This is a genomic window from Actinoplanes sp. NBRC 103695 (assembly GCF_030269485.1).
In the GTDB taxonomy this organism is placed as follows: Bacteria; Actinomycetota; Actinomycetes; order Mycobacteriales; family Micromonosporaceae; genus Actinoplanes.
In genome coordinates this window covers 21,594-41,724 of record NZ_BSTL01000015.1, presented here as the reverse complement: position 1 = coordinate 41,724, position 20,131 = coordinate 21,594, and the positions used below count along the sequence as shown (strand labels likewise).

Below are 20,131 nucleotides of genomic sequence, written 5' to 3'. Positions count from 1 at the left end.
GGCTGGGTGACGGAGCACGCGCCGCTGAGCGCGGAGGAACTGGCGGCGTACTTCGCCCTGCGTGAGGTGGCGAGCCTGCTCGAGCACGGCGTCGAGCAGCAGCTGCGCGACGACGGCGGGCTCACTGGGCCGGCCTTCGGCATCCTGGCCCGGCTCTTCGGCTCGCCGACCGGCCGGCTCCGGATGACCGACCTGGCGGACGGGCTGGTCTACAGCCGCTCGGGCATCACCTACCAGGCCGGGCAACTGGAGAAGAGAGGCCTGATCACGCGTACGCCGGGCGAGGACGACGAACGCAGCATCATCGTCGAGATGACCCCGGCCGGTCGCGAAGTGCTGGACGCGGTGCTGCCCGGACACAACGACGTGGTCCGCGAGCTGCTGCTGGGCTCGTTGAGCAAGCGTGACGTCGCGGCGCTCACCGACATCCTGGGCCGCGTCCGCGATCGGATGCGTGCCGGGCCACCCCGATCCGCCGCCCCCCGGGCGAAGCGGAACTAGTACCGGGTCAGGACGTCGGCACGGGCGCGTTGGCCACCGTCGAGCGGATCAGCTCGGCGATGCCCTCCATCGGGTCGCCGTCGTTGGTGCCCAGGTGGTTCTTGAGGCAGGCGACCGACAGGTTCAGCTCGGGATACATGCCGGCCAGGGTGCCGCCCATGCCGCCCCAGCCGCAGCGCTCGCCGTTCGCCGCCAGCGCGTACCCCAGCGATTTCGGGCTGTCGCCGCCGAACGACCAGTCCGGTCCGTGCGTCGCCACCCCGGTGATCGTCCGCAGCCGGTCCGGCGAGATCAGGCGCACGCCGTCGACCTCGCCCATCAGCGCGGCGTACATCCGGGCGATGCCCTTGGCGCTGACCGTGCCCACCGCCGGGATGTCGGTGTGCAGGATGTCGCGGCGGTTGCCCAGCGCCGCCTCCGGGCGTACCCCAGGAGGGTTGATCTTGTCGAAGTTCGGCAGGTGCTCACTCAGCGTCTCCATCGACTCCGACCAGTTGCGGTCGGTCAGCCGCGCGAGGTTACTGAGCGGCATCTTCTCCGGAACGCCGAAGAACAGCTCGCGGTCGGCGTTCAGCGGCCGGGCGATGTCCTCGGCGAGCACCCAGGAGAGCAGCCGGCCGGTGGCCCGCCGCACCGTCTCGCCGATCAGCCAGCCGTAGGTCCACGCGTGGTTGCCCTGCTGCGTCCCCGGCTCCCAGAGCGGGGCGGACATCGCGATGGTCCGGCACATCCGGTCCCAGTCCAGGAAGTCCTCGGGCGTCGTGTACGACGGCAGCTGCGGCACCCCGGCCGACTGGGTCAGCACATGCCGCAGCGTCGTGCCGCCCTTGCCGTGCCGCGAGTACTCCGGCCACACGTCCGCGATCAGCAGGTCGTAGTCGAGCTTGCCCTGCTCGGCGAGCACGTGGACGGCGGTGCTGGCCATCCCTTTCCCCGTGGAGAAGCTGAAGAACGGGGTGTCGGGCGTGACGCGGTCGCCGGTGGAGGCGTCGGTCAGGCCGGACACCGCGTTCACGATCAGCCGGCCGTCCAGGTAGGCCGCGATCTGCAGGCCCACCTCGCGGCCGGAACCGACCAGGGTGTCGATCGACTTCTGCACCTGCGCCTGCAGGGAGGTCCAGTCTTCCATCCGATTACTCCAGATTCGTCCCCCCTCAGATTACCGCCGGGTTGAGCCGATGGTCGGGTTATCCCTACGCTCGATCCGGATGGCAGCGGGATCGGTCGGGGAGGCTCTGATGCCTAACGTCAGGCATATGAACGCGTCCCGCATCCTTCGTCAGCTCGGCAAGGACACCCAGTACGCCCTTGTCGGTTTCCCTCTCGGCCTCATCGCGGTCGTGCTGAGCATGACCCTGTTCTGGGTCGGCGTCGGCCTGAGCATCATCTGGATCGGCCTGCCCGTGCTGATGGGGACTTTCCTGATGGTCCGCGGCCTGGCGGTGGTCGAGCGGGCCCGGGTCGGCGCGGTGCTCGGCCGCCGGCTGCCACATCCCGCCTACAAGAAGGCCGTCGGCCCGAGCTTCTGGCGCCGCGTCTTCACCCCGCTCGGCGACGGCCAGAACTGGCTCGACCTGCTGCACGCCATGTTCCGCTTCATCCCCGCCACGATCGCCTTCAGTTTCGTGCTGACCTGGTGGATCGGGGCGCTCGGCGGGATCACCTTCCCGCTGTGGGACTGGTCGATCCAGCGCGGGACGGACAACACCGACCTGCCCGAGCTGATCGGCCTCGGCGACGGCAACGCCGTGCGGTACGCGTTCTACGTCGGCGTCGGCCTGTTCTTCACGCTCACCCTGTACCCGGTCGTGCGGGGCATGGCGCTGATGGAGGCCGGCTTCGCCCGGCTGCTGCTCAGCGCGGTCGGTGAGCTGCGGGAACAGGTCGCGCAGGCCGAGCTGGCCCGGGACACCGTGCAGGCGCAGAAGGAAGCCCTGGCCTCCGCCGAGGCGATCGCCCTGCGCCGCCTGGAACGCGACATCCACGACGGCCCGCAGCAGCGGCTGATCCGGCTGGCGATGGACCTGGGCCGGGCCGAGCAGCAGTTCGGCAACGACCCGGACGCGGCCCGCGCCACGGTCACCGAGGCGCTCAGCCAGACCCGGGAGACGCTGGACGAGCTGCGTGCGCTGTCCCGGGGCATCGCACCACCGATCCTGGTCGACCGTGGGCTCGTCGCGGCACTGACCGCGGTGGCCGGGCGGTGCACGGTGCCGGTGGAGCTGATCGCGCCCGGCGTCGAGCGGCTCGACCCGGCGGTGGAGACGGCCGCGTACTTCGTGGTGGCCGAGTCACTGACCAACGTCGCCAAGCACAGCCAGGCCACCGAGGCCAGCGTGAGTGTGCGGCAGTTCGGCGGCCGGGTGCTGGTGGACGTGGTCGACAACGGCGTCGGCGGCGCCGCGGTCGCCAAGGGTCACGGCCTGGCCGGGCTCGAGGAGCGGGTCCACGCGGCCGGCGGCGAGCTGCGGGTGGACAGCGCGGACGGCGAGGGTACGGCGATCCGGGTCGCTCTGCCGGTGTAGACCCTGACAGTATGGCGGCATGCGTGTGGTGATCGCCGACGACGCGGTGCTGCTGCGCGAGGGCCTGGTCCGGCTGGTGGAGGAGAACGGGCACACCGTTCTCGCCGCGGTCGGTGACGGCCCCGCGCTGGTGTCCGCCATCGTCGAGCACAAGCCGGATGTGTCCATCGTGGACGTCCGGATGCCGCCCTCGCACACCGACGAGGGCCTGCGCGCCGCGGTCGAGGCCCGCTTCCTGGTCCCCGGCTCGCCGATCCTGGTGCTGTCGCAGTACGTCGAGGTGTCGTACGCGGACGATCTGCTCGCCGACCGGGCGGGCGCGGTCGGCTACCTGCTGAAGGACCGGGTCTCCGAGATCGCCGAGTTCCTGGACGCGCTGGACCGGGTGGCCGGCGGCGCCACGGTGCTCGACCCCGAGGTGGTGTCCCAGCTGCTGGTCCGCCGGCGCCGCGACGACCCGCTGCGCAACCTGACGCCGCGCGAGCGCGAGGTGCTGTCGCTGATGGCGGAGGGCCGGTCCAACAACGCGATCGCCCGCCGCATGGTGGTCACCGACGGCGCCGTCGAGAAGCACGTCCGCAACATCTTCACCAAACTGGACCTGCACCAGGACGACGAACAGCACCGCCGGGTCCGGGCCGTCCTGGCCTACCTGCAGGGATAGTAGGGCTAGCCCTACCATCGATCGGCCGGTTCACCGGATCGAAGCTGATCTCCGTCGTTCCTAGCGTGAACCCATGGAAATCAAGGGGCTAGCCGCACGCGCGGCCGTGTGGAGCGCGCGCCATCGGGCCGCCGCCATCCTCGGGTGGCTCGCCTTCGTCATCGCGATCACCGTCGTCAGCGGACAGATCGGCACCCTGAAGACCACCGACACGGACCGCGGCCACGGCGACTCCGGCCGCGCCGACCGCATCGTGGCCGAGGCCGGTTTCCCGGTCGACCCGGCCACCGAGATGGTGCTCATCCAGAAGGGCACGCCCGCCGACCGGGCCACGGCCGCGGAGGACGTGGCCCGGTCGCTGACCGGGATCGGCACCCCGGCGCCGCCGATCGTCTCGCCCGACCGGCAGTCCACGCTGGTGACGTTCACCTTGCCGGGCGACGACCCGAAGGCCGCCCTCGCCGCGACGGCCGCCGTGCAGCAACGGCATCCGGACCTCTACATCGCCGAGTCCGGCCCGGCCAGCGCCGACCTGTTGATCAACGAGAAGCTGGTCGACGGACTCACCACGCTGGGCATGCTCAGCATCCCGCTGGCGCTCGGCATCCTGCTGGTCGCGTTCGGTGCGGTGGTGGCGGCGCTGCTGCCGGTGGCGCTGGCGGTGACCGCGATCGTCGCGGCGGCCGGGCTGCTCGCGGTGGCCAGCCGGGCGGTGCCGACCGTGGACGCCACCCTGCACGTGATGCTGCTGCTGGGGCTGGCGGTCGGCGTCGACTACTGCCTCTTCTACATCCGCCGGGAGCGCGACGAACGCCGGGCCGGCGCCGATCCGCACCGCGCGCTGGTGATCGCCGCACAGACCTCCGGCCGCTCGGTGTGGATCTCCGGTCTGACCGTGATCATGGCGATGGCCGGCATGTTCCTCACCCGCGACGCGACGTTCAACAGCTTCGCGACCGGCACCATCCTGGTCGTCGCGACGGCTGTGCTCGGCTCGCTGACCGTCCTGCCCGCGCTGCTGTCGGCGCTCGGTGACCGGGTCGACGCGATCAAGATCCCCGGCCTGTACCGGCACGACTCGAAGGGCCGGGTCTGGAGCGCCGTCGTGCGCGTGGCGCTGGCCCGGCCGCTGATCTCCGCCGCACTCGCCACGGCCGCCCTGGTCGTGATCGCGCTGCCGGTCTTCGACCTGCGCACCAAGGCCGAGGGGATCGAGGACCTGTCGCCAGAACTTCCGGTCGTGGCGGCCGGCGTCGCGGTCCGCGACGCCTTCCCGGCCCGGGTCGCTCCGGCCGAGGTGGTGGTCAAGGACGATTCAGGGGTACGCGGACCCGCCCTCGACGCCGCGGCCACGCAACTGGCTGTCGCGGGCGACATCGAGGTGAACCCGGCCGGGACGGTCGCGATCATCCCGTCCGGCCTTCGCTTGACTGACCTTCGCGACGGCCGGCTCGCCGCTCTCTTCCCCGGCGCGACGGTCCTGGTCACTGGCGAGGCGGCGCAGGACGGCGACTTCAACCACCAGCTCGAGGCGAGCGTCCCGTGGGTCTTCGGCTTCGTGCTCGGCCTGGCGTTCCTGCTGCTGCTCGTGTCGTTCCGCTCGGTGGCGATCGCCGTGACCGGCCTGGTGCTCAACGTGCTGTCCGTCGCGGCCGCGTACGGAATGCTGGTCTTCGTCTTCCAGTACGGCCATTTCGCGGGCCTGCTGGACTTCGCGCCGGCCGGCGGCATCACCAACTGGCTGCCGTTGTTCCTGTTCATCACGCTGTTCGGCCTGTCCATGGACTACCACGTGTTCGTGCTGAGCCGGATCCGCGAGGGCCACGACCGGGGCCTGCCCACCCGGCGCGCGGTCGCCGAGGGCATCACCGGCACCGCCGGGGTGATCACCAGCGCGGCCGCGGTCATGGTGGTCATCTTCGCGCTGTTCGCGACGCTGCCGATCATCTCGATGAAGCAGGTCGGCATCGGCCTGGCGGCGGCCGTGCTGCTGGACGCGACGATCGTCCGGGCGGTCCTGCTGCCCGCGGTGATGGTGCTGCTCGGCCGGGCCAACTGGTGGCTGCCCCGCTGGTTGCGCTGGCTCCCCGAGACCAGCCACGAGGTGGCGCCCGACGAGCCCGCGAAGCCCCCGGAAAAAGCATTGGAACCAGCTTGAAAATCATGTGACGCGCAGGCCGCCACCTCCCCCGCCCCTTGCACTGGGTGGGCCGGACGTTAGGCGGTGGGTGTGACAGTTTTCAGCGGCCGTCCACGGCCTGGGCGAGCAGCAGGCCGAGGCCGGCCGCCGCGAGGCCGGCGAGGACGCTCACGACCACGTTGAGCACGGCGTGGCGGCGGGCGCCCTCACCGGCGAGCGTGACCGTCTCCCAGCCGAACGTCGAATACGTCGTCAGCGCCCCGCAGAACCCGGTCCCGAGCAGCGCCGCCACCCGCGGTCCGACCGGCAGCCCCACCAGGAAGCCGAGCAGCAGCGACCCGGCGACGTTGACGGCGAGCGTCCCCCACGGGAACCTCGACCCGATCCGCGCCTGGATCAGCCGGTCGGTCAGATAGCGCAGCGGCGCCCCGACGGCGGCGCCGAGAGCGACGAGCAAGACCGTCATCGGGTACGCACGACCGCTCCAACCGCTCCGCCCGCCCAGGCCGCTAGCAAGGCGCCGGCCACCGTGGCGCCGCCGTAGGCGAGTGCCACCCACGGCCGGGACTGCAGGGTCTCCACCGCCCAGGCCGAGAAGGTCGTGTAGCCGCCGAGCACCCCGGTCCCGAGGAACGGCCGGACGTACCGCTGCGCCGGCCACCGCCGTGCGATCAGCGCCATCAGCATCCCGAGCAGGAAGCACCCGGTCACGTTGATCACCCACGTGACCCAGGGGAAGTCGCCCGCCTCGTGCGGCCACGCCGTGGAAAGAGCGAAGCGCGCCAGCGCACCGAGGACGCCGCCCGCGGAGACGGCCGCGAGGACCCGGAGATCAAGCTGCACGTGACCACGCTAGCCCCGCCACTTTGCTCTGCTTACCCATAGGAAGCAGAAGCACCGGTCACGCACGGAAAGCAGAAGCACCGGCCGGAAACTATGGGGGCCGGGGCGGACGTGGCGGCGTCCACCCCGGCCTGTCCGGTGTTGGTGTGTGGTCTTTGCCCGGAGGCCGTGGTGGCAAACTCCGGTAGTGGACCACAGTAGATGATGATCTTGCTTGTTGATCATCCAGGATGATGCACGAGAGTGAATCGTTACGCAGCAGCCTGTCTGCGTAGCGGCGCCTTCGCGATGTGTACGTCTCTCACGTTTGATCGAAGAGCAGCGCGTCCATCGCCACCTCGGTCAGCGGCTCCGCGAAGTAGTAGCCCTGGCCCAGCTCGCAGTTGCCGTCGGTCAGCTCGGACAGCTGCCCGGCGTCCTCGATGCCCTCCGCGATCGTGGAGAGCCGCAGCGCCTGGCCGAGCTGGATGATGCCCAGCGTGAGCGCGGCGGCGGCCGGCTCGTCGCCCACGTCGTCGACGAACGACTTGTCGATCTTGATGATGTCGACCGGGAAGCGGCGCAGGTACGCCAGCGACGAGTACCCGGTGCCGAAGTCGTCGATCGCCAGGCGTACGCCCATGGCCTTGACCTCTTCGAGCTGCTTCAGCGTGTTCGGCCGGTGGTCCACCAGCAGGCTCTCGGTGAGCTCGATGACCAGGCAGGCGGCCGGCAGCCCGGTCTCGGCGAGCACCGACGACACCAGCCCGGGAAGCACGTTCTGGTCGAGCTGCACCGCGGAGAGGTTCACGCTGACGGTCAGCGGGACGTCGCGCCGCGCGTTCCAGGCGGCCACCTGCCGGCATGCCTCGCGCAGCACCCATTCGCCGATCGGCACGATCAGGCCGGTCTCCTCGGCCATCGGGATGAAGTCCAGCGGCGGGATGGTCCCGCGATCCGGGTGTTCCCAGCGGATCAGGGCCTCGAGACCGGTGATCTGTTTCGTGCGCAGGTGCACGATCGGCTGGTAGCGCAGCTGGAACTCGTGCCGGACGATGGCCCGGCGCAGGTCAGCCTCCATCTGCAGCGCGGCCTGGAACTCCGCCTGCATGGCCGGCTGGAAGATCTCGTACCGGTCCTTGCCCTGCTTCTTGGCCTGGTACATGGCCAGGTCGGCGCGGACCATCAGCTCCTGCGGTTCGTGCCCGCCGGTATCGCTGAACGCGATGCCGATGCTGCAGCTGACGAACGTCTCCCGGCCGCCCAGCACGAACGGTTCCCGGATCGCCTCGAGGATGCGCCGGGCGACCGGCATCACCTCCTCGAGCGTGCCGACCGTGGGCAGCAGGACGGCGAACTCGTCGCCACCCAGCCGGGCCGCGGTGTCGTCCTTGCGCAGGCAGTGCTCGATCCGCGCGGCAACGCCTTGGAGCAGTTGGTCGCCGGCGGCGTGCCCGAGCGAGTCGTTGACCACCTTGAAGCGGTCCAGGTCGACGAAGAGCGCGGCGACGCCGTGCGGGGCGCCCTCGAAGGCGGTCTCCATCCGGGTCATGAACAGTGCGCGGCTGGCCAGCCCGGTGAGCGAGTCGTGGAATGCCTGGTTCATCGCCTCGAGCGTCCGCGCGTCGGTGATCGCCAGGCTGACGTGCTCGGCGAAGGCCTTGAGGATGTCCTGCGCCGCCTTGTCCCAGGAGTGGCCGGGCCGGCGGGTGCCGACCGACAGGCAGCCGACGACGCGGTTGTTCTCGTGGACCGGCACCGCCATCACGGCGGTCAGTCCGTGCCGCACGATCGACGGGATGGCGATCGGCGAGTTCTCGTAGTTCTCCACGGCGACCAGTTCGTCGCCCATGATCGACAGGCCTGCGGCGCCGGCGTACGGCAGCGGCACGCGTTGCATCTTGGCGATGACGTCGGGCGCCAGACCGTGGCAGGACACCATGCTGCCGACCGTGGGGTCGTCCGGTTCGAGCAGGTTGAGCGTCGCCACCTCGATGCCGATGAGCTCGCCCGCGGCGCGGGTCACGGTGTCCAGGATCTGCTGGAGCGGCGCCCGCCGGGCGATCGCGCGCTGGATCGCGGACAGCTGCTCGAACAGGCGCTCGCGTTCCTGGAGGGCGTCGGACCGGCCGGTCTCGATCACATGGAGCGCGTGCAGGCTGAGTTCCAGCACGCGGGCCATGCCGCGGAGCAGACAGACCTCCTCGGCGCTGAACGGCTCGCCGCGGCGGGCCAGGACCAGCACGCCGGGCGCGAGGCCGTCGATGTCGGCGTGGGTGATCGCGTACGGGCCGCCGGGCAGGCCGAGCTCACCGCGCCGGCCGGCGGCCGCTTCGGTCAGCTCGTACGCGGAGACCTGGTCGGCGCTCACGCCGATGGCCGCCACCACCACGTCGTCGATGACAAGCACCGCGACGTCCGCATCGAGCGCACGTGCGGCGCACTCGACGGCGGCGTGCTGTGCGGCCGGTCCGGGGGGCCGGTCGGCCACGACGGAGAGGAAGTCCGTGAGTTGCTGGGTTGCTAGCGCCACGGTTCTGACGGTCGGCGGATCGCTCCCGGACCTGAGCGTTTCGCCGTTGATCACCCGTGCCCGAACGCACATGCCCGGGCGGGCACTCTCACACGGGCGGGCAGCGAACGGGCACCGTTCTTGCCCAAACAGTCATGACCTTCATCCGGCTTAAGGACGGTCTGATGGTATTTCGCCAGGGCCTAGGTTGGTGGGAAACGGTCAAGGACACAGGTAAGTCGCCTAGGCTGTGATGGGGACCACACGTTTCGCCGGTGTTAAAAAGAAGCACGGCAGGGCGGGAGGTGGGCTGGATGAATGCGGACGAGCGGCAACATCAGATCGTTGCGCTGGCGCGGCGGCAGGGCGAGGTCGACGTCGCCAAGCTGTCCGCCGAGCTGACCGTTTCGGCCGAGACCATCCGCCGGGACCTCCGCCTGCTGGAGAAACACGGACTGCTGCGTCGCACCCACGGCGGCGCCTATCCGGTGGAGACCGCGAAGTTCGAGACCGATCTGGCGATGCGGACCACCCGCGGCGTACCGGAGAAAAGGCGGATCGCCGCCGCGGCCGTGGGGCTGATGGGCGACGCCGAGACCGTTTTCATCGACGAGGGCTTCACCCCGCAGCTGATCGCCGAGGCGCTGCCCACCGACCGGCCGCTCACCGTGGTGACCGCGTCGCTGAACACCGCCGCCTGGCTCGCCACCAACTCGCCGGCCACCGTGCTGCTGCTCGGTGGCCGGGTCCGGGGCCGCACCCTGGCCACGGTCGACCACTGGGCCAGCACCATGCTGGCCGGTTTCGTGCTCGACCTGGCCTTCGTCGGGGCCAACGGCATCTCCCGCGAGGTGGGGCTGACCACGCCCGACCCCGCGGTGGCCGACGTGAAGGCGCAAGCCGTCCGCGCGGCACGCCGGCGCATCTTCGCCGGCATCCACACCAAGTTCGGCGTCCGCACGTTCTGCCGGTTCGCCGAGATCTCCGAATTCGAATCCCTGGTCACGGACACCGGCCTGCCGGCGTCCGAGGCGCAACGCTATTCAAGGCTCGGGCCCCAAGTGCTGCGAGTTTAGAAATCACCATTACGCAATAAAGCGCTTTTCGACGGAGGATCAACCGTGCAAAAAACAGGTAGGAAGCTGTCGATCGCGCTGGCCGGAGCCTCGGCTGTCGCGCTCGTGCTCTCCGGCTGCTCGGGCGCCGGTTCGACCGGTGGGGGTGGCAACGAAGGGGGCGACAACACCATCACCGCGCTGATGGTCGGCAACCCGCAGATGGAGGACATCCAGAAGCTGACCGCCGACAACTTCACCAAGCAGACCGGCATCACCGTGAAGTTCACGATCCTGCCGGAGAACGAACTGCGCGACAAGGTGACCCAGGACGTCGCCAACCAGGGCGGTCAGTACGACGTCGCGACGGTCGGCGCGTACGAGGTGCCGATCTGGTCGAAGAACGGCTGGCTGCACGAGCTGTCCACCCAGGCGGCCGCGGACTCCGGTTACGACCAGGCCGACCTGCTCAAGCCGATGGTGCAGTCGCTCACCGGCGAGGACGGCAAGATGTACGCGGCGCCGTTCTACGGCGAGTCGTCGTTCCTGATGTACAACAAGGAAATGTTCGCGGCGGCCGGCATCACCATGCCGGAGAAGCCGACCTGGGCGCAGGTGGCCGAGTACGCGAAGAAGCTCAACAAGAAGGGCGACGTGGCCGGCATCTGCCTGCGCGGCCTGCCCGGCTGGGGTGAGCTGTTCGCGCCGCTGACCACGGTCGTCAACACCTACGGCGGCACCTGGTTCGAGAAGGACTGGACGCCGAAGGTGAACTCGCCGGAGTTCAAGGCGGCGACCGACTTCTACGTGAACCTGGTGAAGAACTACGGCGAGTCCGGCGCCCCGCAGGCCGGCTTCACCGAGTGCCTCAACACGTTCAGCCAGGGCAAGGCGGCCATGTGGTACGACGCCACGTCGGCGGCCGGCACGCTGGAGGACCCGAGCGCGTCGAAGGTGGCGGGCAAGGTCGGTTACGCGTACGCCCCGGTGAACAAGACCGAGTACTCCGGCTGGCTGTGGACCTGGGCGTGGGCCATGCCCAAGACCACCAAGAAGTCCGAGAACGCCTGGAAGTTCATCTCCTGGGCCACCGGCAAGGACTACGAGAAGCTGGTCGGCGAGAAGTTGGGCTGGTCGCGTCTCCCCTCCGGCAAGCGCACCTCGACCTACGCGCTCCCGGAGTACAAGGAGTCGGCCAAGGCGTTCGCGGACATCACCCTGAAGTCCATCGAGAACGCCAACCCGCAGAACCCGGGCGTGCAGCCGCGGCCGGCGCTGGGTGTGCAGTTCGTCGGCATCCCGGAGTTCGCGGACCTCGGCACCAAGGTGTCGCAGGAGGTCAGCGCCTCCATCGCCGGTAGCAAGACGGTCGACCAGGCATTAACTGACGGTCAGAAGCTCGCCGAGGACGTCGCGAGCAAGTACAAGTAGTGCCCGCGGAGGCGCCGCCGCCTTTCCTCTTCTCCGGCGGCGGCGCCTTCGTGCCGACCGGAAGGCAAACCCCCATGACCGACGTCATCACCCGGGCGGAAGACACCAAACCGGCACCCCCGGTCGTACCGCCGAAGGGCGGCGCCAAGGAGCGCTGGTCACGCCGCGCTCCGTTGCTGCCCGCGTTGATCTTCGCGATCATCATCACGCAGGTGCCGTTCCTGTTCACGATCTACTACTCGACGCTGAGCTGGAACGCGCTCCGCCCCGGTGTGAGGGACTTCGTCGGCTTCGACAACTACCTCACCGTCCTGACCGACGACCGGCTGCGCTCGGCCCTGCTCAACACGGTCATCCTGACCGCCGGCGCGGTGATCTTCTCGATGATCCTCGGCCTCGGCCTGGCCATCCTGATGGACCGCAAATTCCTCGGCCGCGGCATCGTGCGCACCATGCTGATCACCCCGTTCCTGATCATGCCGGTCGCCGCCGCCCTGCTCTGGAAACACGGCATCTTCAACCCCGACTACGGCCTGATCAACGGCATCTTCGGCGGCAACACGGCGTGGACCACGTCGTACCCGAAAGCGGCGATCATCACCACCCTGGTGTGGCAGTGGACGCCGTTCATGATGCTGATCCTGCTGGCCGGGCTGCAGTCGCAGAGCAACGAGGTCCTCGAGGCCGCCCGCGTCGACGGGGCCGGGGCGTGGCGGATCTTCACCACGATGACGTTGCCGCACCTGCGGCAGTACCTGGAACTGGGTGCGCTGCTCGGCTCGATCTACCTGGTCAACACGTTCGACGCGATCTTCACGATCACGCAGGGCGGACCGGGCACGGCAACGACGAACCTGCCGTACGAGATCTACCAGACCATCTTCAGCAAGTACGAGTACGGCGAGGCCTCGGCCGCCGGTGTGGTCGTGGTCATCCTGACGATCATCGTGGCCAACTTCGCCCTGCGGGTCATCTCCGGCCTGTTCAAGATGGAGGAGGGTCGATGACCACCATGACCGCGCCCAAGCCCGCGGCACGCCGCCGGCTGGGCAACTCGATCTGGGGCATCGCTGCCTGGATCGCCGGGATCATCTTCGTGTTCCCGGTCATCTGGATGATCCTGACGGCGCTCAAGCAGTCCAAGGACGTCACGACCAACCCGCCGGTCTGGTTCTTCACACCCACCCTGGAGCACTTCTCCACCGTGCTCGGCGGCAACATCACGCCGTACCTGCTGAACTCGCTGATGGCCAGCGTGTTCTCCACTCTGCTGGTGGTCTGCCTGGCCACCCCGGCCGCCTACGCCCTGTCGCTGCGGCCGGTGCGCAAATGGACCGACGCGCTGTTCTTCTTCATCTCCACCAAGATGATGCCCCCGGTCGCCGCCGTCCTGCCGATCTACCTGCTCACCGTCCGGATCGGCATCAAGGACAACATCTGGACCATGGTCATCCTCTACACCTCGATGAACCTGCCCCTGGCCATCTGGATGATGCGATCCTTCCTGCTCGAGGTCCCCAAAGAGGTCCTCGAGGCCGGCGAGGTCGACGGCGCCGGCCTGATCACCTCGATCCGCCGGATCATCCTGCCGATCGTCGCCCCCGGCCTCGCCGCGACAGCGCTGATCTGCTTCATCTTCACCTGGAACGAGTTCTTCCTCGCGGTCAACCTCACCGACACCGTCGCCTCCACGGCGCCGATCTACCTGCTCGGCTTCATCTCCGGCCGCGGCCCGTTCCTCGCCGACCTGTCGGCGGCCGCCACTCTGCTCTCCCTCCCGGTCCTGATCGCCGGATGGGTGGCACAGAACAAGCTGGTCCGTGGCCTGTCGATGGGTGCCGTCAAGTGAGGGCAGCCGTCGTCGTCACGCCCGGCACGATCGAGATCCAGCAGGTGCCCGACCCCGCGCCCGGCCCCACCGACGTGGTGGTCAAGCCGGCCGCGGTCGGGATCTGCGGCACCGATCTGCACATCATGGAGGGCGAGTTCGCGCCCGCCTTCCCGATCGTGCCCGGCCACGAGTTCGCCGGGGAGATCGTCGCGGTCGGGTCCGCGGTCAGCGGGTACGCCGTGGGCGACCAGGTGGCCGTCGACCCGTCGCTCTACTGCGGACACTGCTACTACTGCAAGCGGGCCCGTGGCAACCAGTGCGAGAACTGGAACGCCATCGGGGTGTCGGTGAGCGGCGGGGCGGCCGAGTACGTGGCCGCCCCGATGGCCAACCTGTTCAAACTGCCCGAGCACCTGCGGGCCCGGAACGCGGCGCTCATCGAGCCGCTGTCCTGCGCGGTCCGTGGCTTCGACGTGCTGCCGCGGAACATGGCCGACAACTTCCTCATCTATGGCTCCGGGACGATGGGCCTGATGATGATGGAGCTGGCCAAGCGGGCCGGCGCGGCCACGGTGTCGATGGTCGACCTCAACCCGCAGCGGCTGGAGACGGCCAAGCGGCTCGGCTGTTCGGCGGCCGTGACCAGCGCCGACGAACTCGACGCGCCGCGTGGCTGGGACATCGTGATCGACTGCACCGGGGTCGTCGCCGCGATCAAGGACGGCCTGGGCCGGGTCGGCCGGGGCGGCACGTTCCTGCAGTTCGGGGTGGCCAACACCGACGCCGAGGTGCTGATCGAGCCGTACGAGATCTATCGGCGCGAGATCACCATCACCGGCTCGATGGCGGTGCTGCACAGCTTCGACCGGGCCGGCGAGCTGATGGCCGCCGGGGTGCTCGACCCCGAGGTCTTCATCAGCCACCGCTTCCCGCTCGACGAGTACGCGTCGGCCCTCGACCAGTTCAAGAACGGGGTGGGTCGCAAAATCATGATTGAACCCTGACTCATGCCACTTTGAGTTAGGTATTCATCACTGCGGGTTGTCAACGGGCGGGTGCGTAGGTCGTAATGGATCTATGCCCCCGCCCGCGACGCATCCCCTCGCCGCCGGTCGCCTCGGCGCCACCGCGCTGATCTTCGTCGCCCTCGCCGCGGCGGCGCCACTCTCCGTCATAACGAACACCATCCCCATCGCGTACGCGGGGAATGACGTGCCCTTCGTACCCCTGCTCTTCCCCGCGGTCGCTCTTGTTCTTCTGCTCTTCGGGGTCGGATACGCGGCGATGGTCCGCCGCTCGCCGAACGCCGGCGCCCTCTACTCGTTCATCGCCCGCGGGCTCGGCCGGCCGACCGGCATCGGCGCCGCGTGGCTCGCGCTGTTCTCCTACAACGCCCTGCAGATCGGCCTCTACGGCGCCACCGGCCTGCTCGCCGCCCCGCTGCTGGACGGCTGGTTCGGCGTCAGCGCGCCCTGGTGGGCCGTCGCGGGCGGTTGCTGGCTCGTCGTCACGCTGTGCGGCCTGCTCCGGGTCGAGCTGGCCGGCGCGATCCTCGCCCTGGTGGTGCTGGCCGAGGCCGCGGTGATCGCCGGCTTCGGCGCGGCCAACCTGATCGACCCCGCCGCCGAGGGCGTCACCACGGACACCCTGGTGCCGGCCGGGGTCGTCGACCGCCCGGCCGTGGGGCTCCTGCTGGTGATCGCGGCGTTCGGCTTCGTGGGATTCGAGACCACCGCCGCGTACGCCGAAGAAACCGGCCGTCCCCGCAGATCCGTCGCCCGCGCCACCTACCTGTCGGTGCTCGGTCTCGCGGTGCTGTACGCGTTCTCCGCCTGGACCACCAGCGTCGCGACCGGCCCCGGCGAGATCGCCGCCCGCTCGGTGGACGGCGGCGAACTGCTCTTCGACCTGGTCGGCGACCGACTGGCGCCCTGGGCGGTCACCCTCGGCCGGACCATGCTCCTCACCGGCGTGCTGGCCGCGATGATCTCCCTGCACCACACCGTCGCCCGATACACGTACGCCCTGGCCAGGGAGGGCGTGCTCCCGGCACGCCTGGGCCACACCGGCGCGCGTACGTCCGTACCCATCGCCGCCTCTCTCACCCAGAGCGTCGTCGCCCTGCTCACCCTGACCGGCGCCCTGCTCGCGGGCTGGGAACCCGCCACCGAGCTCTATCCCTGGCTGACCACGGCCGGCGCGCTCGGCGTCCTGCTCCTGCTGCTGGCCACCTCCCTGTCGGCGCTGCTCTTCCTCAACCGCGCGCCCAACGACGAGGGCCCCTGGCGCGCCTTCGTGGCGCCCGCGCTGGCCACCGTCCTGCTGGGAGCCCTGGTCTACCTGGCCGCCACCGACCTGCCGGCCCTTCTGGGCGTCCCGTCCCGCCACTGGCTGGTGCTCGCCGTCCCCCTCGCCTACGCGGCGCTGGTCACCTTCGGACTGCTCTTCGGCGTGATCCTCAAAACCAGGAGCCCCATCACGTACGCGGGGATCGGGCTGGGCGGCACCGCGGTGGTGGTGGCACCGGCCGTGCCGGCCCAGCGCAGCCCGGGCGCCCACCGTCCCGACCGCATCCAGCGCTCGGCTTAGGTCGTGTCTCGTGGATCAGCCAGGGCTGCGGCGTGGCCCAGAGCGCGCCTGACGCCACCCACGACACACCCACATCCAACACCAGGATGAGGGCGCGCCGCAGGCGACGCCAGCCACCCTCTGGACCTCGCCTCGCACTTGGCTGATCCACGAGACACGACCTGGTTGGGCAGAACACCGGGGCCCCCGACTGTCGTACCCGCGGGTTAGGGTCCGGTGCTCGACATGAAGGAGGGTCGATGACTCGCGCCGGTGGTGTGTTCTGCGTCGAGGGACAGTGGGACGACGATCTGACCAGGCAGGGCTCGGTGCTGCCACTGCTGGAGCTCCTGGAACGCCTCGGTCGCATCCGCTTCATCCACCGCGGCACGGCGACCCCGGGGGAACTCCACCACTACCTGGAGACGTGGCTCACCCGGCGGTACGCCACCTTCAAGGTCGGCTTCTTCGCCATGCACGGCAACCCCAGCCAGCTCTGCCTCACCGGCAAACAGACGGTCGAGCTCGACGAGGTGGCCGGCTGGATGTCCGGCAAGTGCGCGGGTAAGAAGCTCTACTTCGGCGCCTGCTCCATCCTCCGCGCCCCCAACGGCGACCTGCAGGAGTTCCTGCACGAAACCGGCGCCACGATGCTGTGCGGCTACACCAAGCAGATCGACTGGATCGAGAGCGCGGCCCTCGAGACCCTGGTTCTCGACACCCTGGTCAACGGCGGCCGGGTGGACAGCCTCGAGCGGTTGATGCGCTCGGCCCGTTGGCAGGCCCTGTCCGAGCACCTCGGCTTCCGCGTGATCTACGCTACTTGACCGTCGTCCACAAGCGCCCTGATGGAGGAGTGACGGGTTCGATGGGGGAGATGACAGAGTCGCAGCGGCGGTGGGAGGCCTGGTCAGACGCCTTCTCGGCCGTCGTCGGCGCGCTGCCGGGCCAGATCGAGGTGCCGTGCCCGGAGGGGGACGGCCGGCCGGTGCGGGTGGCGTTCGTGGTGGATCCGGAAGACCGGGTCGGTGTCGGTTACGCGTGGTGCGACGGCGAGCGGGTCGGGATCTTCTTGACGCGGATGAAGGCCCCGGACGGCGTGCCGACATTGCCGGTCGACGCCTCCGACGAGGAGCTGGCCGCGATGGTGCCGGAGGACATCGACTTCCTGCCGAGGCCGCGGACGGCGGACCACGGACAGGACACGACCTAGCCGAAGAACTCGTGGATCTGGGCCAACGTCAGGTAACCCTGCTGGTGGGCCAGCTCGCGCGGCGCGCTGGGCAAGGACTTGGTGGTGACCTCGACCGCGGGGGAGTCGGCCGGGAGGTCGGGGAGCGGGGGGATCGGGGGGAGGCGGGGCAGGCCGATCGCCTCGCGGATGACCTCGAACATTCCGGTCAGCTCGGCGGCCGCCAGGGCGAGCAGGTCGGTGCGGGTCGGCGGGGTGGCGCTGGTGAAGTTGGCGCGGACGCTGGCGCCGTGGCAGCGGATGTCGGCGCTCGGGCGGAGGTGGTCGAGGTTGTCCTCGGCGACGATGCCCAGCTCACAACTGGTCATGCCGGCGTTGCGCCACCAGGAGCGCCAGGCGGGGTCGGCGTCCAGGATCAGTGCCACGTGCTGCAAGGCTGCCATGTACGCCTTGGGTGCGTGGGCGTCGTCCCGGGTGGTCGTACCCAGCTGGGGATGCAACCACGTATCCATCACCGCATGGTGACAAAAGGGAACGGCACACTGCCGGAGCCGGCCGTGGCGCGTCCGGGTGGATGGTGATCGTCACACGGGCGCGACCAAGATATCTGTATAAGCCAGTGATATAAATCAGGAGTGCAGCCAGTGGCCACGGAGATCAAGCCCGACGACGCGCGGATCATCGCCGGTTTCGAGCGGTTCTACGAGGCGCTGCGGCGGCTGACCCCGCGTTCCGAGCTGAGCCTGACCGCCGCGTCCACGCTGCGACGGCTCGAGCGCTCCGGTCCGCACCGGCTCAGTGAGCTGTACGCGCCGGAGGGCGTCTCCCAACCGGCGATGACCCAGCTGGTCACCCGGCTGGAGCGGGAGGGACTGGCGCGCCGGTCCAGCGACCCGGCCGACGGGCGGGTGGTCATCGTCAGCATCACCGAAGAGGGCCGCGACGCCGTGGCCCGCCGCCGGGACGGTCGTGCCCGGGCCCTCGCCGAGCTCCTGGAGCAACTCCCGGAGGACGAGCACGCAGCGCTGCTGGCCGCCCTTCCCGCTCTGCAGCGACTCGGTGATCTGATCATCGATTAAGAGGAGCCACCCCGTGCTCTCGGTAGACCACCCCCGCTACAAGTGGGTCGCGCTGTCGAACACCACCCTCGGCACCCTGCTCGCCACCATCAACGCGTCCATCGTGCTGATCTCGCTGCCGGCGATCTTCAAGGGCATCCACCTCAACCCGCTGGAGCCGGGGAACGTCAGCTACCTGCTCTGGATGCTGATGGGCTACATGCTGGTCACCGCGGTCCTGGTGGTGACGCTCGGGCGGCTGGGCGACATGTTCGGCCGGGTCAAGATCTACAACGCCGGCTTCGCGGTCTTCACGCTGACCTCGGTCGTGCTGTCGCTGGACCCGTTCAGCGGCAGTCGCGGCGCGCTCTGGCTGATCGGCTGGCGGGTGGTCCAGGCGATCGGCGGCGCGATGCTGATGGCCTGCTCGGCGGCGATCATCACCGACGCGTTCCCGGCGAAGCAGCGCGGCATGGCGCTGGGCGTGAACATCGTGTCCGCGCTGGCCGGCTCGTTCATCGGCCTGGTGGCGGGCGGCGTGCTGGCCGAGTGGGACTGGCGTTCGGTGTTCTGGGTGAACATCCCGCTGGGCATCCTCGGCACCGTCTGGGCGTACCGCTCCCTGCACGACAGTGGCGTCCGCCGCAAGGCGAAGATCGACTGGTGGGGCAATCTGACGTTCGCGGCCGGGCTCACCGCGGTGCTGGCCGCCATCACGTACGGAATTCAGCCGTACGGTGACCACACGATGGGCTGGACCAACCCGTGGGTGGTCGCCGGGCTGGCCGGCGGGGTGCTGGTCCTGATCGCCTTCGGGATGATCGAGCGCCGGGCGGCGGAGCCGATGTTCCCGCTGGTGCTGTTCCGCAACGCCGCCTTCACCAGCGGCAACGCCGCCAGCCTGCTGGCCGCGATCGCGCGCGGCGGCCTCCAGTTCATGCTGATCATCTGGCTGCAGGGAATCTGGCTGCCGCTGCACGGGTACGACTACGAGTCGACCCCGCTCTGGGCCGGCATCTACCTGCTCCCGCTGACCGTCGGCTTCCTGGTCGCCGGGCCGCTCTCCGGGTGGCTCTCCGACCGGTTCGGCTCGCGTCCCTTCGCGGCGGGTGGGCTGCTGGTGATGGGACTGTCGTTCGCCGGGCTGCTGCTGGTGCCGGGCGACTTCGCGTACCCCGTCTTTGCGATCTTGATCTTTGTGAACGGGGTCGGCGGCGGCCTGTTCTCGGCGCCGAACACCTCGCTGGTGATGTCCAGTGTGCCGGCGAACATGCGAGGCGCCGCCTCCGGTATGCGGGCGACCTTCATGAACGCCGGTCAGGTGCTCTCGATCGGCGTGTTCTTCTCGCTGATGGTGGCGGGACTGGCCGACCACCTGCCGGCCACGCTCAGCGCCGGGCTGACCGCCCAGGGCGTGCCGGCCGCGACCGCGAACCAGGTGGCGAGCCTGCCGCCGGTGGGCACGCTGTTCGCCGCGTTCCTCGGCTACAACCCGATCGCCGAGCTGCTCGGGCCGCAGGTGCTGGGCGCGCTGCCGCCGGGCAACGCGGCCGAGCTGACCGGGCTCTCGTTCTTCCCGCGGCTGATCTCCGGCCCGTTCCACGACGGCCTGGTCATCGTCTTCTGGATGGCGATCGGCCTGTCGGTGCTGGGCGCGCTGGCCTCGCTGATCCGCGCCCGGCGCACCCCGGACCGCCGGCGCACCCTGGACCCCACCGACGGCGTGACCAGGGAGGCCGAGCGCGAGGCGGAGGTGGCCGCAGCGCTGCCGCTGACCCCGGCGACCCAGGTGGCCGAGCCGCTGCCCGGCGCCAACTAGGCACTTCGGAGTG

Annotated in this window: 19 protein-coding genes; 14 read left to right on the top strand and 5 right to left on the bottom strand. The window is 69.7% G+C overall.

Annotated elements, in window-relative coordinates; translation table 11 throughout:
- Nucleotides 1-6 precede the first annotated feature (6 nt).
- Nucleotides 7-501, top strand: a complete 495-nt coding sequence (locus tag QSK31_RS26525; RefSeq protein WP_285687057.1) for a MarR family winged helix-turn-helix transcriptional regulator — start codon at nucleotides 7-9, stop codon at nucleotides 499-501.
- A 7-nt stretch (nucleotides 502-508) separates the two neighbouring features.
- On the opposite strand, the gene QSK31_RS26520 is transcribed toward QSK31_RS26525, so the two are convergent.
- Entirely contained in the window at nucleotides 509-1,630 is a 1,122-nt protein-coding gene (locus QSK31_RS26520; protein WP_285687055.1) for a serine hydrolase domain-containing protein, read from the bottom strand.
- 127 nt (nucleotides 1,631-1,757) lie between these two features.
- Between QSK31_RS26520 and QSK31_RS26515 the strand changes: the two genes are divergently transcribed.
- The 3 genes from QSK31_RS26515 to QSK31_RS26505 all read left to right on the top strand — a co-directional run bounded on the left by QSK31_RS26515 (nucleotide 1,758) and on the right by QSK31_RS26505 (nucleotide 5,848).
- Nucleotides 1,758-3,026 (top strand): sensor histidine kinase, encoded by a 1,269-nt coding sequence (locus QSK31_RS26515; RefSeq protein WP_285687054.1) that lies wholly within the window; start codon nucleotides 1,758-1,760, stop codon nucleotides 3,024-3,026.
- Nucleotides 3,027-3,045: 19 nt separating this feature from the next.
- A complete protein-coding gene (locus QSK31_RS26510; protein WP_285687053.1) occupies nucleotides 3,046-3,690 on the top strand; it encodes a LuxR C-terminal-related transcriptional regulator in 645 nt (214 codons plus the stop codon).
- Between the two features lie 73 nt (nucleotides 3,691-3,763).
- Nucleotides 3,764-5,848, top strand: coding sequence for an MMPL family transporter (locus QSK31_RS26505; RefSeq protein WP_285687052.1), 2,085 nt, complete (start codon nucleotides 3,764-3,766; stop codon nucleotides 5,846-5,848).
- Between the two features lie 82 nt (nucleotides 5,849-5,930).
- Here QSK31_RS26505 and crcB read toward each other — a convergent pair whose 3' ends face one another.
- From crcB to QSK31_RS26490, 3 genes are all read right to left on the bottom strand, one after another.
- Nucleotides 5,931-6,296, bottom strand: a complete 366-nt coding sequence (gene crcB, locus QSK31_RS26500) for a fluoride efflux transporter CrcB (RefSeq protein WP_285687050.1) — start codon at nucleotides 6,294-6,296, stop codon at nucleotides 5,931-5,933.
- A complete protein-coding gene (locus tag QSK31_RS26495) occupies nucleotides 6,293-6,673 on the bottom strand; it encodes a fluoride efflux transporter FluC (RefSeq protein ID WP_285687049.1) in 381 nt (126 codons plus the stop codon). The genes crcB and QSK31_RS26495 overlap by 4 nt, the downstream gene beginning before the upstream one ends.
- Nucleotides 6,674-6,974: 301 nt before the next feature.
- Nucleotides 6,975-9,185: a putative bifunctional diguanylate cyclase/phosphodiesterase gene (locus QSK31_RS26490; protein ID WP_285687048.1), complete on the bottom strand. Its 2,211-nt coding sequence runs from the start codon at nucleotides 9,183-9,185 to the stop codon at nucleotides 6,975-6,977.
- A gap of 293 nt (nucleotides 9,186-9,478) precedes the next feature.
- Between QSK31_RS26490 and QSK31_RS26485 the strand changes: the two genes are divergently transcribed.
- From QSK31_RS26485 to QSK31_RS26450, 8 genes are all read left to right on the top strand, one after another.
- Nucleotides 9,479-10,240 carry a DeoR/GlpR family DNA-binding transcription regulator gene (locus tag QSK31_RS26485; protein ID WP_285687047.1) on the top strand — a complete coding sequence of 254 codons (762 nt, stop codon included), beginning with the start codon at nucleotides 9,479-9,481 and terminating at the stop codon, nucleotides 10,238-10,240.
- 45 nt (nucleotides 10,241-10,285) lie between these two features.
- The gene (locus QSK31_RS26480) at nucleotides 10,286-11,650 is read left to right on the top strand and encodes an ABC transporter substrate-binding protein (protein ID WP_285687046.1); all 1,365 of its coding nucleotides are present in this window, start codon (nucleotides 10,286-10,288) and stop codon (nucleotides 11,648-11,650) included.
- A 74-nt stretch (nucleotides 11,651-11,724) separates the two neighbouring features.
- Nucleotides 11,725-12,657 (top strand): carbohydrate ABC transporter permease, encoded by a 933-nt coding sequence (locus tag QSK31_RS26475; RefSeq protein WP_285687045.1) that lies wholly within the window; start codon nucleotides 11,725-11,727, stop codon nucleotides 12,655-12,657.
- Nucleotides 12,654-13,499: a carbohydrate ABC transporter permease gene (locus QSK31_RS26470; protein WP_285687044.1), complete on the top strand. Its 846-nt coding sequence runs from the start codon at nucleotides 12,654-12,656 to the stop codon at nucleotides 13,497-13,499. Before QSK31_RS26475 ends, QSK31_RS26470 begins: the two co-directional genes overlap by 4 nt.
- Complete coding sequence (locus QSK31_RS26465; protein ID WP_285687043.1) at nucleotides 13,496-14,485, top strand: zinc-dependent alcohol dehydrogenase family protein; 990 nt, start codon at nucleotides 13,496-13,498, stop codon at nucleotides 14,483-14,485. The genes QSK31_RS26470 and QSK31_RS26465 overlap by 4 nt, the downstream gene beginning before the upstream one ends.
- 73 nt (nucleotides 14,486-14,558) lie before the next feature.
- A complete protein-coding gene (locus tag QSK31_RS26460) occupies nucleotides 14,559-16,070 on the top strand; it encodes an APC family permease (RefSeq protein WP_285687042.1) in 1,512 nt (503 codons plus the stop codon).
- Between the two features lie 239 nt (nucleotides 16,071-16,309).
- On the top strand, nucleotides 16,310-16,876 hold the full coding sequence (locus QSK31_RS26455; protein ID WP_285687041.1) for a DUF6642 family protein: 567 nt from the start codon (nucleotides 16,310-16,312) through the stop codon (nucleotides 16,874-16,876).
- 41 nt (nucleotides 16,877-16,917) lie between these two features.
- Nucleotides 16,918-17,262, top strand: a complete 345-nt coding sequence (locus tag QSK31_RS26450) for a hypothetical protein (protein ID WP_285687040.1) — start codon at nucleotides 16,918-16,920, stop codon at nucleotides 17,260-17,262.
- Here QSK31_RS26450 and QSK31_RS26445 read toward each other — a convergent pair.
- A complete protein-coding gene (locus QSK31_RS26445) occupies nucleotides 17,259-17,753 on the bottom strand; it encodes a hypothetical protein (RefSeq protein WP_285687039.1) in 495 nt (164 codons plus the stop codon). The genes QSK31_RS26450 and QSK31_RS26445 overlap by 4 nt on opposite strands.
- Before the next feature lie 132 nt (nucleotides 17,754-17,885).
- Between QSK31_RS26445 and QSK31_RS26440 the strand changes: the two genes are divergently transcribed.
- Nucleotides 17,886-18,320 carry a MarR family winged helix-turn-helix transcriptional regulator gene (locus QSK31_RS26440; protein WP_285687038.1) on the top strand — a complete coding sequence of 145 codons (435 nt, stop codon included), beginning with the start codon at nucleotides 17,886-17,888 and terminating at the stop codon, nucleotides 18,318-18,320.
- A 13-nt stretch (nucleotides 18,321-18,333) separates the two neighbouring features.
- Nucleotides 18,334-20,118: an MFS transporter gene (locus tag QSK31_RS26435; protein ID WP_285687037.1), complete on the top strand. Its 1,785-nt coding sequence runs from the start codon at nucleotides 18,334-18,336 to the stop codon at nucleotides 20,116-20,118.
- The last annotated feature ends 13 nt before the right edge of the window (nucleotides 20,119-20,131 follow it).

Excerpts from the sequence above, each read along its gene's own strand:
- QSK31_RS26460 (WP_285687042.1), top strand. The coding sequence starts at position 14,559 with ATGCCCCCGCCCGCGACGCATCCCCTCGCCGCCGGTCGCCTCGGCGCC.
- QSK31_RS26450 (WP_285687040.1), top strand. The coding sequence starts at position 16,918 with ATGGGGGAGATGACAGAGTCGCAGCGGCGGTGGGAGGCCTGGTCAGAC.
- QSK31_RS26455 (WP_285687041.1), top strand. The coding sequence starts at position 16,310 with ATGACTCGCGCCGGTGGTGTGTTCTGCGTCGAGGGACAGTGGGACGAC.
- QSK31_RS26470 (WP_285687044.1), top strand. The coding sequence starts at position 12,654 with ATGACCACCATGACCGCGCCCAAGCCCGCGGCACGCCGCCGGCTGGGC.
- QSK31_RS26485 (WP_285687047.1), top strand. The coding sequence starts at position 9,479 with ATGAATGCGGACGAGCGGCAACATCAGATCGTTGCGCTGGCGCGGCGG.
- QSK31_RS26475 (WP_285687045.1), top strand. The coding sequence starts at position 11,725 with ATGACCGACGTCATCACCCGGGCGGAAGACACCAAACCGGCACCCCCG.
- QSK31_RS26510 (WP_285687053.1), top strand. The coding sequence starts at position 3,046 with ATGCGTGTGGTGATCGCCGACGACGCGGTGCTGCTGCGCGAGGGCCTG.
- QSK31_RS26445 (WP_285687039.1), bottom strand. The coding sequence starts at position 17,753 with ATGGATACGTGGTTGCATCCCCAGCTGGGTACGACCACCCGGGACGAC.
- crcB (WP_285687050.1), bottom strand. The coding sequence starts at position 6,296 with ATGACGGTCTTGCTCGTCGCTCTCGGCGCCGCCGTCGGGGCGCCGCTG.
- QSK31_RS26520 (WP_285687055.1), bottom strand. The coding sequence starts at position 1,630 with ATGGAAGACTGGACCTCCCTGCAGGCGCAGGTGCAGAAGTCGATCGAC.
- QSK31_RS26505 (WP_285687052.1), top strand. The coding sequence starts at position 3,764 with ATGGAAATCAAGGGGCTAGCCGCACGCGCGGCCGTGTGGAGCGCGCGC.
- QSK31_RS26515 (WP_285687054.1), top strand. The coding sequence starts at position 1,758 with ATGAACGCGTCCCGCATCCTTCGTCAGCTCGGCAAGGACACCCAGTAC.